This is a genomic window from Pedobacter sp. 01T416_2 (genome assembly GCF_056398925.1).
Map to the genome: position 1 here is coordinate 1 of NZ_JBFTQI010000054.1, position 13646 is coordinate 13646.

Annotated in this window: 12 protein-coding genes; 7 read left to right on the forward strand and 5 right to left on the reverse strand. The window is 38.2% G+C overall.

The features are described 5' to 3' along the window. From AC1DPQ_RS04095 to AC1DPQ_RS04120, 6 genes are all read left to right on the forward strand, one after another. The coding region (locus tag AC1DPQ_RS04095) for a deoxycytidylate deaminase (RefSeq protein ID WP_477608063.1) at positions 1-274 on the forward strand (274 nt) is incomplete at its 5' end. Between the two features lie 134 nt (positions 275-408). Further along, complete coding sequence (locus AC1DPQ_RS04100; protein ID WP_477579606.1) at positions 409-645, forward strand: type II toxin-antitoxin system Phd/YefM family antitoxin; 237 nt, start codon at positions 409-411, stop codon at positions 643-645. Next, entirely contained in the window at positions 642-1040 is a 399-nt protein-coding gene (locus tag AC1DPQ_RS04105) for a type II toxin-antitoxin system VapC family toxin (RefSeq protein WP_477579604.1), read from the forward strand. The genes AC1DPQ_RS04100 and AC1DPQ_RS04105 overlap by 4 nt, the downstream gene beginning before the upstream one ends. A 244-nt stretch (positions 1041-1284) precedes the next feature. Further along, complete coding sequence (gene guaA, locus AC1DPQ_RS04110; protein WP_230151643.1) at positions 1285-2814, forward strand: glutamine-hydrolyzing GMP synthase; 1530 nt, start codon at positions 1285-1287, stop codon at positions 2812-2814. 111 nt (positions 2815-2925) lie between these two features. Next, a complete protein-coding gene (locus AC1DPQ_RS04115; protein WP_477579600.1) occupies positions 2926-4137 on the forward strand; it encodes an ABC transporter substrate-binding protein in 1212 nt (403 codons plus the stop codon). A 33-nt stretch (positions 4138-4170) separates the two neighbouring features. Further along, positions 4171-5340 (forward strand): RsmB/NOP family class I SAM-dependent RNA methyltransferase, encoded by a 1170-nt coding sequence (locus tag AC1DPQ_RS04120; RefSeq protein ID WP_477608065.1) that lies wholly within the window; start codon positions 4171-4173, stop codon positions 5338-5340. A gap of 89 nt (positions 5341-5429) precedes the next feature. Here the strand turns inward: AC1DPQ_RS04120 and AC1DPQ_RS04125 are convergent, their stop codons facing one another. From AC1DPQ_RS04125 to AC1DPQ_RS04145, 5 genes are all read right to left on the reverse strand, one after another. Next, the gene (locus AC1DPQ_RS04125) at positions 5430-5654 is read right to left on the reverse strand and encodes a hypothetical protein (RefSeq protein ID WP_477579597.1); all 225 of its coding nucleotides are present in this window, start codon (positions 5652-5654) and stop codon (positions 5430-5432) included. Between the two features lie 58 nt (positions 5655-5712). Then, positions 5713-6279 carry a MarC family protein gene (locus AC1DPQ_RS04130; RefSeq protein WP_029274105.1) on the reverse strand — a complete coding sequence of 189 codons (567 nt, stop codon included), beginning with the start codon at positions 6277-6279 and terminating at the stop codon, positions 5713-5715. Positions 6280-6358: 79 nt separating this feature from the next. After that, positions 6359-7690 (reverse strand): porin, encoded by a 1332-nt coding sequence (locus AC1DPQ_RS04135; protein WP_477608067.1) that lies wholly within the window; start codon positions 7688-7690, stop codon positions 6359-6361. 99 nt (positions 7691-7789) lie between these two features. Continuing rightward, a complete protein-coding gene (locus tag AC1DPQ_RS04140; protein ID WP_477579594.1) occupies positions 7790-9265 on the reverse strand; it encodes an amino acid permease in 1476 nt (491 codons plus the stop codon). 116 nt (positions 9266-9381) lie between these two features. Continuing rightward, on the reverse strand, positions 9382-11628 hold the full coding sequence (locus AC1DPQ_RS04145; protein WP_477608069.1) for a sodium-translocating pyrophosphatase: 2247 nt from the start codon (positions 11626-11628) through the stop codon (positions 9382-9384). A 281-nt stretch (positions 11629-11909) separates the two neighbouring features. Here AC1DPQ_RS04145 and AC1DPQ_RS04150 point away from each other — a divergent pair, with 281 nt between their 5' ends. Continuing rightward, positions 11910-13352: an APC family permease gene (locus AC1DPQ_RS04150; protein ID WP_477579592.1), complete on the forward strand. Its 1443-nt coding sequence runs from the start codon at positions 11910-11912 to the stop codon at positions 13350-13352. The last annotated feature ends 294 nt before the right edge of the window (positions 13353-13646 follow it).

A 13646-nucleotide genomic window follows, 5' to 3' on the forward strand; every position in this document is an offset into this window, starting at 1 on the left:
GTGTGCGCGTGATAGTAAGGGAAGCTGTTCTTTAGCCTTACACGCTGAGGAGAATGCAATTCTGTATGCTTCTAAAAACGGTTCGAAAATAGAAGGCTGTACTTTATATACCACCTTATCGCCCTGTATTGCCTGCGCCCGCTTGATTTTGTCATCAGGAATTAAATTGGTTTATTATTCTAAATCGTATGCAGCTTACAAAGGTTTGCCTAGCGATGAAGGAGTAGACTTTTTACGGAAATTTGGGGTTGAGGTGGTTTTGATAGAATCGTAAAGGTTCAGTGGTTCATTTGTCATTGGTGACTGCAAGTTGTAAATCAGCTCACCAATTTTATATCTAAAACATAACTCGGTTTATCTTGACAACTTGACAAGTTTTGTTTATATTTGATTATAAATCTATTAGCTATGAAAACAATGTCTGTTGGAGAATTTAAAGCTCACTTTTCTGAAGTACTTGAAGATGTTAAGGCAGGTATTGGTATTGCCGTAACTTATGGAAGAAAAAAAGAGGTTATTGGGTATTTTGTTCCTGATTTGGAAGAAAACAATAAAGAGCGTAAAATAGGTATGCTTGACGGGAAAGCCGAAATAATATTTAAAGATGATTTCAAAATTACTGAAGAGGAATTCTTAGGCATATGATTTACCTCTTAGATACCCATGTACTAGTTTGGTCATTAATGTATTCATCCAAGCTTTCGAATGTCTGCTTGGAAATTTTAAAGAACAAAAAAAATACAATTCTAGTGAGTACGATAAGTTTTTGGGAAATATCTTTGAAACATTCAATCAATAAACTGGATATTTTGAGAATCATACCGGAGGCTTTGCCTGAACTCGCAATCGAGGCCGGTTACGAACTTTTACCCCTTTTACCAAATGATGTGGCTAATTACCATCACTTAAATGCGAACTGGCACAGAGATCCTTTTGATAGGATGTTAATATGGCAGGCTATTCAGAAAGATATAACTTTAATCAGTAAAGACGAAGACATTAATAAATACCGATCAGCGGGATTAAAGGTTGTTTGGTGATTATTGTTCAATGGTTCATTTGTCATTAGTTCATTGGTGACGATAAGTAGTTTACTGGTTAATTGTTTAAATCAGTTAATCAACTTCGGACTTTTTAGTTATACTGGTTAATCGGTTAACTGTTTGAAGCGGTTAATTGACTCCAAACTGGCTTCGGACTCCTGACTGCCGACTCCGGACTTTTTTAAGCTAAAAATCTCAAATCTCCGGCTTCAAATATCATATCTAATTGGTACCTTTGCGGATGCAAGAAAAAATCATTATCGTCGATTTTGGTTCGCAATTTACACAACTCATCGCTCGTAGGGTTCGCGAACTAAATATTTACTGTGAAATATATCCATACAACAATCTTCCTGAGGTTACGCCTGATGTAAAAGGAGTTATTTTTTCGGGTAGTCCATTCTCCGTTCGTCAGGAAGATGCACCTCAGATCGATTTATCGAAATACCATTTAAAATTTCCTTTATTGGCTGTTTGTTATGGTGCACAATATATTGCCCAACATTCTGGCGGTGCAGTTCAGCCATCTTCAACACGCGAATATGGTCGTGCTAACCTGAATTTTGTAAACCAGGAGAATAAATTATTTAAAGGCATTAACATCGGTTCACAAGTTTGGATGAGCCATGGTGATACCATTACCGATATTCCAGAAAATTTTGAGCTGATTGCCAGTACTGATAGCGTAAAAGTCGCAGCTTACCATATTAAAGATTCAGATACTTATGCCATCCAGTTTCACCCTGAGGTAACGCATAGTATTGATGGGAAAATCCTTTTAGAAAACTTCTTGGTTGATATTTGCGGATGTAGCCAGGACTGGACTTCTGCTGCTTTTGTTGAAACCACAATTGCCGATATTAAAGCTACTGTAGGTAACGATAAAGTTGTTTTGGCACTTTCAGGTGGTGTTGATAGTAGTGTTGCTGCGGTACTTTTACATAAAGCCATCGGTACAAACCTTCACTGTATATTTGTTGATAATGGTTTATTGCGTAAAAACGAATATGAAAGTGTTTTAGAACAGTATAAAGATTTTGGCTTAAATATTAAAGGCGTTGATGCTAAAGATAAATTCTTGGGCCAATTGGCCGGGGTAGAAGATCCGGAAACAAAACGTAAAATTATTGGCCGTGTATTTATCGAAGTTTTCGACGAAGAATCTCACCTGATCCAGGATGTAAAGTGGTTGGCCCAAGGTACAATCTATCCTGATATTATTGAATCAGTTTCGGTTAAAGGGCCGTCGGCAACCATAAAATCGCACCATAATGTAGGTGGTTTGCCAGATTTTATGAAACTTAAAGTAGTAGAGCCACTTAAAACTTTGTTTAAAGATGAAGTAAGAAGAGTAGGCACCACTTTAGGGTTAGAATCGTTTATTTTAGGCCGTCACCCATTTCCAGGCCCAGGCCTGGGTATCCGCATTATCGGAGAAGTTACTCCAGAAAAAGTAGCCATTTTACAAGATGCCGATAAAATTTATATCGACAATTTAAAAGAAGCAGGCCTTTACGATAAAGTATGGCAGGCAGGCGCTATTTTCTTACCGGTAAGATCTGTAGGAGTGATGGGCGATGAGCGTACTTACGAAAATGTAATTGCATTAAGAGCAGTTGAATCACTTGATGGGATGACTGCAGATTGGTGCCATTTACCTTATCCGGTATTGGCTAAAATCTCAAACGAAATCATCAATAAAGTTAAAGGGATCAATAGAGTGGTATACGATATCAGCTCTAAACCACCTGCAACTATCGAGTGGGAATAGTTTTTAGTTCAGAGTCCTGAGTCATTAGTCGGGAGTCGATATACAAATAATATGCTTATGCTAGCAAGGTGGAATAAACTTTGCTAGCATATTTTGTTAAAAATGATAGGTATGAATTTCAAGAAGGTTTATTGGTTGCTGGTTTTGTTTGCGGTAGTTTTGGGTGCTTGTTCGCCTAAAATCAGGACACCCAAGCCTGAAACGGAAAAACCGGTTGAAAAAGAAAAGCCAACAGATAAAAAGCCTATCAAAAAGTTTTCGCAGGCAAGTGTTTCCTTACTTGTTCCCTTTAAATTGGATGAGCTGAATTTAAAAACAGCAACAAAAGCCGATATAGAAAAATATGCTATGCCTATCGATTTTTATCAGGGCTTTAAATTGGGATTGGATTCTGCCGCGGCTCAGGGTTTAAATTTTAAACTCAATGTTTTCGATACACAGGATGATAATGCACATATATCGGTTTTGTACAAAAATGAGCGTTTTAAACAAAGCAATTTAATTATTGGCCCTGTTTTTCCTGATGGGTTAAAGTTTATCTCCAATTATGCCAAAGAAAACAATGCAATCATCGTATCTCCTTTGGCTGCTTCCGAACCTGCAGAATTTAATAATCCAAATCTGGTGTCCATTGTAAATAATATTGGTTTACATGGAAAAAAGATAGCCACATACATTGCTAAAAATTATAATCCTGCCAATACTATAGTGGTACTGATTAACCCAAAGAAAACAGAAGACGAACAATTTGCAGCGCCAATAAGGAACTATTTTCAAGCCAGTACCAAGTTTGTGGTACAGGAGTATGCTTCGGCCTATGCTTTTGAAACAAAAATGATCAAAGGCAAAGAATATGCAGTGGTGCTTACCTCATCCGACAGGACTTTTGTATTGCCAACAGTAGAAAAACTGTATAAATTAAAGCATCTACCCACTGGTGGTTATAGCATTAATCTATTTGGTCATCCTAATTGGGTAAAACAGAATTATCCCACTGATAAATTACAAGACCTAAATACCATTATCAGCTCATCTTATAAAATAGACTATAAAAACAGTACAGTTGTTACCTTTATTAAAAAATATCGCTATAGGTATGGATTTGAGCCTGGAGAATACGCCTTTAAAGGCTTTGATGTTGGCTATTATTTCGGTAAACTGTTAACTACTTATGGAGAGGATTATAGAGATTATCTGGTAAAAGATAAATATAAAGGCCTCCATAATAACTTTTCATTTATCCATGATGAAAAATTAGGCTATATTAACACCAGTTTAATGTTACTGAAGTTTAAAAACTTTGCGTTAAACCTAGTTGAGTAATTCTATAATTTTTTCTTCCATTTTAATTATTGCATGAGAGCAGATCATCAGTTAAGAGCCTTTGAACAGATTTTGAGTAATTATGATGGAAGTTTGCCCTTGCATCGTTTTCTACCAACCTATTTTAAGCAGCATAAGCAAATGGGTTCATCCGATAGGAGATGGGCTACACGTCATATGTATAGCTTTTTTAGATTAGGTAAGGCTTTATCGGCACTTCCGCAGGAAGAACGTTTAAGTATTGCCGATTTCTTATGCCACGATACACTTAGCCTTATTGTAGAGAAAAATCTGCCGGAATTAAAGGAAAGTATTATACTGCCGCTGGGAGAAAAAATATCCATCATTAAAACCAGGTATCCGGATTTTGATTTGCAGGAGGTATATCCGTTTCACGAAAATCTATCTGATGGATTAGACCGGGAAGCGTTTTGTACCTCATTCTTCAAACAGCCAGATCTCTTTATCAGGGTAGGAGGAGAAGAATCTGTAGCTATTATTGCAAAATTAGAAGATGAAAACATTGCGGTTAAAGCGATTTCTGATACTTCTCTGGCTTTGCCTAATGGAACCAAGTTAGAAACCATATTAAAAGAAGGCAGTTATCAGGTTCAGGATTTATCTTCTCAGCACACAGGCAGTTATTTTAAACCGAACAAATGGGATAAATGGTGGGATTGCTGCGCGGCATCTGGTGGGAAAACGCTGCTGTTGCACAGTTTGGAGCCTGTGATTGAGCTTTTGGTTTCTGATCTGAGAGAAAGTGTACTCTTAAATTTAGATGAACGTTTCCGCTTAGCCGGGATCAAAAAGTACCATAAAAAGGAACTGGATCTTTTACAGAACAACGATCAGGTTTTACACCACTATCAATTTGACGGGATCATTTTGGATGCGCCCTGCACTGGTTCTGGAACATGGGGCAGAACACCCGAAATGCTTACATTTTTCGAGGAACGGAAAATTAATCAATTTGCCAGCATCCAGAAGGGGATTGTCCAAAATATTGTAAAGTATTTAAAGCCAGGTAAGCCCTTAATTTACATTACTTGCTCTGCCTTTGCCGAAGAAAACGAAGCCATTGTTCAGCATATGATTGATCAGTTGCCATTAGAACTGGAAAAAATGGAATTGATAAAGGGTTATGAAAACAATGCCGATACGATGTTTGTGGCGAGGTTGATTAAGAAGAGCCAGGATTAAACTACTTGTATCGTCACCCTGAATTTATTTCAGGGTCTTAACATATAGATGCTGAAATAAATTCAGCATGACGCTCACTTAAAGCGACATTACGTATGTTCAAACCAGGATTTGAAATTCTTTTTAAAGTATTTTACCGCTTCGATTAAAACGGCTATTGCTCCAATAATTAAGGTATATTCTTCAAAGCTGTTCATGATGTAAGCTTTATGTTTAGATGGATATACGTAATTATTGTTACAGATTGATTGGAGGATTGTCATTTTGATGAGTACTTTTCTACGTTCGTCGTCTTGCTGAACTTGTTTCAGCATCTTTTTTGATTATTGGACCCTGAAATAAATTCAGGGTGACGAATCTTTGAAATGATACCTATAGTCCCGTATTATTTCTGAACAATTTAATCGCTATAGCCAATAAAATTACCCCAAAGGCTTTACGTAAGATGTTCAAGCCCGATTTTCCAAAAAGTTTTTCAAGTCTGTTGGTATTTTTCAATACAAAGTATACAAACAACATATTGAGTATAATGCCCACTAAAATATTCTGGGTATGATATTCTGTTTTTAGCGAAAGTAGGGTAGTCATTGTTCCTGCTCCGGCAATTAAAGGGAAAGCCAACGGAACGATGGAGACTGTTTCTGGTGCTTCTTCTTTAAAAATCGTTAATCCCAATACCATTTCCATAGCGATAAAAAAGATCACGAAAGAACCCGCAATAGCGAAAGATTCTACATCTAATCCGATTACTTTTAATAACGATTCGCCAACAAATAAAAAGAGGATCATTAAGCCTGTAGCAACTAAAGATGCTTTTTCTGATTCGATATGACCTGCTTTTCTACGTAATTCGATTACAACGGGAATGGCGCCCAAAATATCGATAATAGCGAAGAGCACCATCGTTGTGGATAGGATCTGGCTTAAGTTGAACGTCATAAAATCGAATTTCATAGCAGCGCAATTTTAAGCAAAGGTAGCGGAATTTGTATCAATTCCTCCATTGTACTGTTATTTATTAGAAATAGAACTGTGTTCTTAACGTGAGCACATTGTCTTTTCTATCAGCAGTATAACCCTGAATTTGGGTCGATTCGTTTTTAATGATATCATAATAAAGTACAGCCTTAAAATGTGGATTAAAATGATGTAAAAAACCAAATCCAAAAGTATCAAAACGAACATCCGCTGGAGAAAGCCCCTGAGTATTTGAAATATCAAGCCCTTTTACCTTTGAATTTGGATCATACCAATCGTATTTTAAAATAAGCTGATTGTCGGTGCTATTCAAGGTTTGTACAAATGTAACGTAAGCACCATTGAAGGTTCGGGTATAATAAGGCAAGGCTATCGATTTGCTATCAACAGGATAAGAGCCAGGTGTGGTTGAGGTAGTTGAAGTGCCTGTTTGTAAGCCAGACACCACTTCTGCCCTCAATTCAGATTTCCAGCTTTTGGTTTTTGTAGCCAGCTGAATATCGGCACCATAATATCTCCTTGGAGYAACCTTATTGATGGTATTGGCCGACGAATCCTTCATCATTCTCCATTGGTTGTCGATTCTATCCATCTTATAACTTACGGGCAAGCGATGGTTTAAGCCGCCTTGTAGCGTACTTATACCGCCCGCAATGGTGAAATTTTTAAAGGCATAGGTTTTATGGCTTAACCTGAAGATAAAATCTTTACTATTATCAAATTCTCCAGCGCCGGCTAAGCCTTGTCCGTTGTAAATACCAAAATCGAATACAAAGTTTTTCAACCGGGCATCTTTCCAACGAGGATTTAGGGTAAACGTAGCCCCCAGATCTCGTTCTGTTTTCATTAAAATCTGCGACATCCGGCCACGCTCCGGCGCTTCCCTTACTGAAGAAGATAATTGCAGTTCGTTCCCAAACGGACGGCCAGAAAGCCCTAAAGTAACCGCCAGTATTTTCCATTTATTTTCGTAATAACGTCCCCAAAAATCACGAATGGCAACACCTTGTTCAGTACCGTCAAACTGAAGTACAAAATAGGTAGAAGGACTGCCATCATCTGTTAACATCATATAATCGGCCCTTAAACGACCTCTTCTCAACCTAAACCGGTTATTGGTAAACTCGCCAAAATTTCCGCCTTGGTATTCTGCCTGTGCACCATTTGCTTGCGCAACCTGGAATTGAGGCTGCAGGTACCCGCTAAAAGATAATGAACCATATTTCTTAGAAATAATGAGCAAATGGTTAACCGTGGTAGAATCCATTACATCGTTAATTGTTCTCTGCGCATATCCTGCAGCGGAAATGAATAGCAAAACAATCGTTAAGAAGAAATAAGTGATCTTAAATTTAGCAAAATAGCGGTACATGTTATCAATTTTTTGCAAAGGTAGTTTTATTAACAATTATTTAACATAAAAAAGCCCCGACTTTTCGGTCGAGGCTTTTGTTTTTTTGAAAAATGTAATTTATTTAACGTCTTTCAAATGAGAATTCTTTTTACTGTATCCAAAGTAAATGATAAATCCTAATGCTAACCAGCCAAATAATCTTAACCAGTTTGTCCAGCCTAAACCAAGGATCATTAAACCGCAGGCAACAACACCCAAAATCGGAATTAAAGGTACCCAAGGTGTTCTAAACTGACGAGGAAGATCTGGATCTGTTTTTCTTAAGATGATTACCGCTATACAAACCAACATAAATGCGAATAACGTACCGATACTAGTCATATCGCCCACTACATCGCCTGGGATAAATGCAGCAAATAAACCTACAATTACCAAGATCACTAAGTTTGCTTTATAAGGTGTTTTAAATTTAGGGTGTAAATCACTGAACATTTTAGGTAATAAACCATCTTTACTCATCGAATAAAATACACGGCTTTGGCCTAATAACATCACCAAGATTACAGAAGAGAAACCGGCTAAAATTGCTACTGTTACTAATTTAGATAACCATGAGTATCCGGTCATATATTCGCTAATTGCAGCTACCACAGATGCTTCACCACCTTTAGTTCTGAAAAACTCAACTGGTGCAATTCCCGTTAAAACGTGTGCGAATAATATGTATAATACAGTACAAACTGCTAACGATCCTAAAATACCAATTGGCATTGCTGTTTTAGGATTTTTAGTTTCCTGAGCGGCAGTACTTACAGCATCAAAACCGATAAAGGCAAAGAATACCGTTCCGGCAGCGCCAATAACGCCCCAGAAACCACCAAAACTATGGCTAATACCTGCATGATCTACATATGTGGTAGCAGCCGGAATGTATGGATGGTGATTTGCTTCGTGGATGAAGCCCCAACCTAAAACAATGATTAAGATAACAATACCCACTTTGGTAATTACGATTAAACCGTTTACAAAAGCAGATTCTGAAGTTCCTTTAATTAAAAGTAAACTTAACAAGCCTACTATAAACAAGGCAGGAAGATTCATAATTCCATTTACGGTACCATCTGGATGCGATTGGAAAGGCGAGTGGCACCACTCGTAGGGTATGGGTGAGGTATGTAATACTTCTACCAATAGTTTATTCAGATATTCGCTCCAGGCTATACCTACAGTAGCGGCACCTACAGCATATTCTAACACTAAATCCCATCCAATAACCCAAGCCATTAGCTCGCCCATAGTAGCATAAGTATAAGTATATGCACTACCAGAGATTGGAATAGAAGAAGAGAGCTCGGCATAACATAAACCTGCCAAAGCACAGCCTATCGCAGCTATTATAAAACCGATTGTAACTGATGGTCCAGCATTTTGAGCGGCTGCAGCAGCAGTACGAACAAATAGCCCGGCACCAATAATAGCCCCTACACCTAATGCAACTAATGCACCTGCACTAAGTGTGCGCTTTAAGCCTTTGCTTGAATCACCTGCTTCTTCAAGCAATAGATGCATTGGCTTTTTAGTAAATAAACCCATATTATAGTTTTTGTTTAGATTAATTCAGCTCCAAACGTAATTAAAAATTACGGAAATGTAAAAGGGATTTTGGTTAAAAAATCCCTTTAGCTATTATTTTATCAATGTTTTTACAACTAACGCCTTAAAGTGTCGGTGGTATTGGTTAAAGTATCCGTAATTACGTTACCTAAACTATCGGTTTTTTGCTCAATTCTGATTTCTTTTCGAACTTCTTGCTTATGTTCGCTGGCAATTGCCTTAACTGCGATGTATGGAGCAATAACTAGTGAAACAATAGACATTAATTTGATTAAAATGTTCATTGAAGGACCCGAGGTATCTTTAAAAGGATCGCCTACAGTATCCCCTGTTACTGAAGCCTTATGTGGTTCTGATTTTTTGTAGTGCATTTCACCATTGATCATTACACCTTGTTCGAATGATTTTTTGGCGTTATCCCATGCGCCACCTGCGTTGCTTTGGAAAATCCCCATCAATACACCGGTAACGGTTACGCCGGCCAAYAATCCACCTAAAACTTCAGGACCAAAAGTAAAACCAACAATTATCGGCGTGATTAAGGCGATAGCACCGGGCATCATCATTTCACGGATAGATGCTTTGGTTGAAATGGCTACACATTTTTCGTACTCTGGTTTGGCTTTGTACTCCATAATGCCAGGAATTTCCCTAAACTGGCGACGAACTTCCTGAACCATATCCATTGCCGCTTTACCCACCGCCTGGATGCAAAGGGCCGAGAAAATGAAAGGAATCATCCCGCCAACAAATAATCCTGCTAATACTGGCGCTTTATATATATCTATCGCCGTAATACCTGCAATGCCTACAAAAGCTGCAAATAATGCTAAAGAGGTTAAGGCTGCAGATGCAATGGCAAATCCTTTACCGGTAGCTGCAGTGGTATTTCCAACAGCGTCTAAATTATCGGTACGTTCGCGTACTTCTGGAGGTAACTGACTCATTTCTGCAATACCGCCCGCATTATCAGCAATTGGTCCGAAAGCATCAATGGCCAATTGCATAGCTGTAGTGGCCATCATACCTGCTGCTGCAATAGCTACACCATATAAACCAGCAAAGTGGTACGATAACATAATCCCGCCTGCTAAAACCAAAATTGGAATAACAGTCGATTTCATTCCGACAGCTAAACCTGCAATAATATTGGTGGCATGTCCGGTTGATGATTGTTGGATAATAGAATTTACAGGGCCTTTGCCCATTGCGGTAAAATATTCGGTAACAATACTCATAATTGTACCCACTACTAAACCAACAATAATGGCATAAAACACATTAATACTAGAGAACTCATACCCACGTAAGTTTAATGTTTCGGGTAACATCCATTTTACGATAAAGAACGAAGCTACTGCTGTAATCAAAATTGATGACCAGTTACCTAGATTTAAAGCCGTCTGAACATTTGATTTATCATCTTTAATGGTTACAAACCAGGTACCTACAATCGAGAATAAAATACCCAATCCGCAGATTACCATAGGCAAAAGGATGGGAGACATACCCCCGAATTTATCAGTTACTGTAATTTCTTGTCCTAAAACCATGGTGGCTAATATCGTTGCTACATATGAGCCAAATAAATCGGCACCCATACCTGCAACATCACCCACGTTATCGCCTACATTATCGGCAATGGTTGCAGGGTTACGTACATCATCTTCAGGAATTCCGGCTTCTACTTTACCCACTAAATCGGCACCAACATCAGCAGCTTTGGTATAAATACCCCCACCAACGCGGGCAAATAAGGCAATAGATTCGGCACCCAAAGAAAATCCGGTTAAAACCTCAATAGCAGTTCTCATTTCGGTGCTATTGGCGCTGGTTACATGGAATACCTGTAAAAAAACAATAAATAAACCGCCTAAACCTAAAACAGCAAGGCCAGCTACGCCTAAGCCCATTACGGTACCGCCAGTAAACGAAACTTTTAATGCTTGTTTTAAACTTGTTCTAGCAGCCTGTGTGGTTCTAACATTTGCTTTTGTGGCCGATTTCATTCCGATATAACCCGCAGTTGCAGAAAATACCGCTCCTATAATAAAAGAAATAGAGATAATCCAGCTCGAATGCATAGGTACCCCTTTAATTTCGGTAATTGTTCCTGAGTAGGCTAGGAGCGCAGCCGTAAAAACAGCGAAAATGCTCAATACCCTCCATTCGGCTTTTAAAAAGGCCATAGCTCCATCGGCTATATAGCCCGCAAGTTCCTGCATGTTTTTATCACCTGCATCTTGCTTGTTTACCCAGGCGCTTTTAATCATCATAACTATAATCCCGACAAGGCCTAGCGCCGGAATACAGTAAATTAAATTGTTTTGTAAAAAATCCATAGTTAATAATTGGTTTTATATTTGGTTAGTTGTTTATGTTGTTGTGTAACTGGTTAACTGTTTAAATTGGTCAATTGTTTAATCTATTTCAAACGTTCAGCGCCAAACGCTTCTCTCCAAACTACGTACTTATATCTAGCAAGATAATAAAATATTTTTCTTGTGATTAAATTTTTCATTGTCAAGTAGAATAAAATTTCGCTCAATTAAAATAATACAAGCGAAGTACTCCTATTTTCTTTTTTTTAAATAAATTAGCCACAAACTAAACCAAACTAAAAATGAATATTGAAAAAGAAGATGGACCTTCTAAAAGAAAATTAAGCCTTTTTGATGCTACCATGCTGGTAATGGGTTCGATGATCGGAAGCGGTATCTTTATTGTTAGTGCCGACATCATGCGGAATTTAGGTTCCGGTTATTGGCTGATTGTGGTTTGGGTGATCACTGGGGTGATGACAGTTGCCGCCGCAATTTCTTATGGAGAACTTTCTTCCATGTTTCCCAAAGCTGGTGGGCAATACACTTACCTGAAAGAGATTTTCGGTAAAATGATGGGATTTCTTTACGGTTGGGGCTTGTTTACCGTAATTCAAACCGGCACTATTGCAGCTGTTGCTGTTGCTTTTGGTAAATTTACGGCCTATTTAATACCAGCTTTAAACGATGCTGCTCCAATTTTTCAGAGTGGCGGTTATAAAATTACCTGGATACAGATTTTAGCCATCGGTGTGATTCTGCTTTTAACTTATATTAATACAAAAGGTGTTGAAGGCGGTAAAATTTTGCAGAACATTTTTACTGGTTCTAAAATTGTCGCTTTAATCGGCTTAATTATTTTAGGCTTTCTTTTGGTGAAAAACAGTTTTTGGGCCGGAAATATGAGCTTTGGCTGGGATGCTTTCAATAATCTTAAAACAGATCCAAGCGGCAATTTCTTGAAATCGGGATGGGAATCCATTTCCGGAATGGCAATAATGGGGGGGATTGCAGCTGCCATGGTTGGTTCGGTATTTTCGAGTGTGGCCTGGGAAAACGTAACTTTTGTCTCGGGAGAAATCGAAAACCCTAAAAAAAATGTTGTACGTTCTATGGTTTTAGGTACTTCAGCAGTGATGATTCTTTATTTATTGGTCAATTTTATCTATCTCAATACCCTAAACAGAGAGAGTATTGCATTTGCCCTCAATGATCGGGTTGCTGTTGCAGCCTCAGAACAGATTTTTGGTAGTGGAATCGGCACAATTGTAATTGCATTGTTGGTAATGATTTCTACTTTCGGTTGTGTTAATGGAATCGTATTGGCAGGTGCAAGGGTTTTTCAAACCATGGCAAAAGATGGAATGTTTTTTAAAGCAGCATTAAAAAACAATAAAAATGGAGTTCCTGAAAGATCACTTTGGATGCAGGGCATTTGGGCATCTGCTTTATGTTTAAGTGGGCAATATGGTAATCTTTTAGATATGATATCCTTTGTTATCGTGCTATTTTATATGATTACTGTTTTTGGTGTTATTTATTTAAGGATAAAACAACCTGGTCTTGAAAGGCCTTACAAAACCTGGTTATATCCAGTTACACCGATTATTTACTTATTGATAGGAGCGGCATTTTGTATTTTGCTGCTCATTTATAAACAGCAGTATACCTGGCCGGGGCTTGTGATTGTTTTGCTGGGAGTGCCTGTTTACTTTTTTATTAATAAAAAAGAGCAGCAAGATTAACCAGAGGCGTCCTGCTGAACTTGTTTCAGCATCTTACTGGTAGGATAGATCCTGAAACAAATTCAGGATGACGAAATGAGATGAGAATTTACCATGAAACCTCGCAGGCTTTTAAAAACTGCGAGGTTTTTTGCTTCTCAAATCTCATATCTAACCGCTYCAAATCCCATTTTYRCATTTTGAAAAGCAGGGTTCTGTTTCAATCGGTTCCGAAAGCCCCGTTATCCRCTTTACTTCTCCCGATAGAAAAATCGGGATCGTGTTCGCTGCTACCGGGTTTAGCTAAGTTAAACC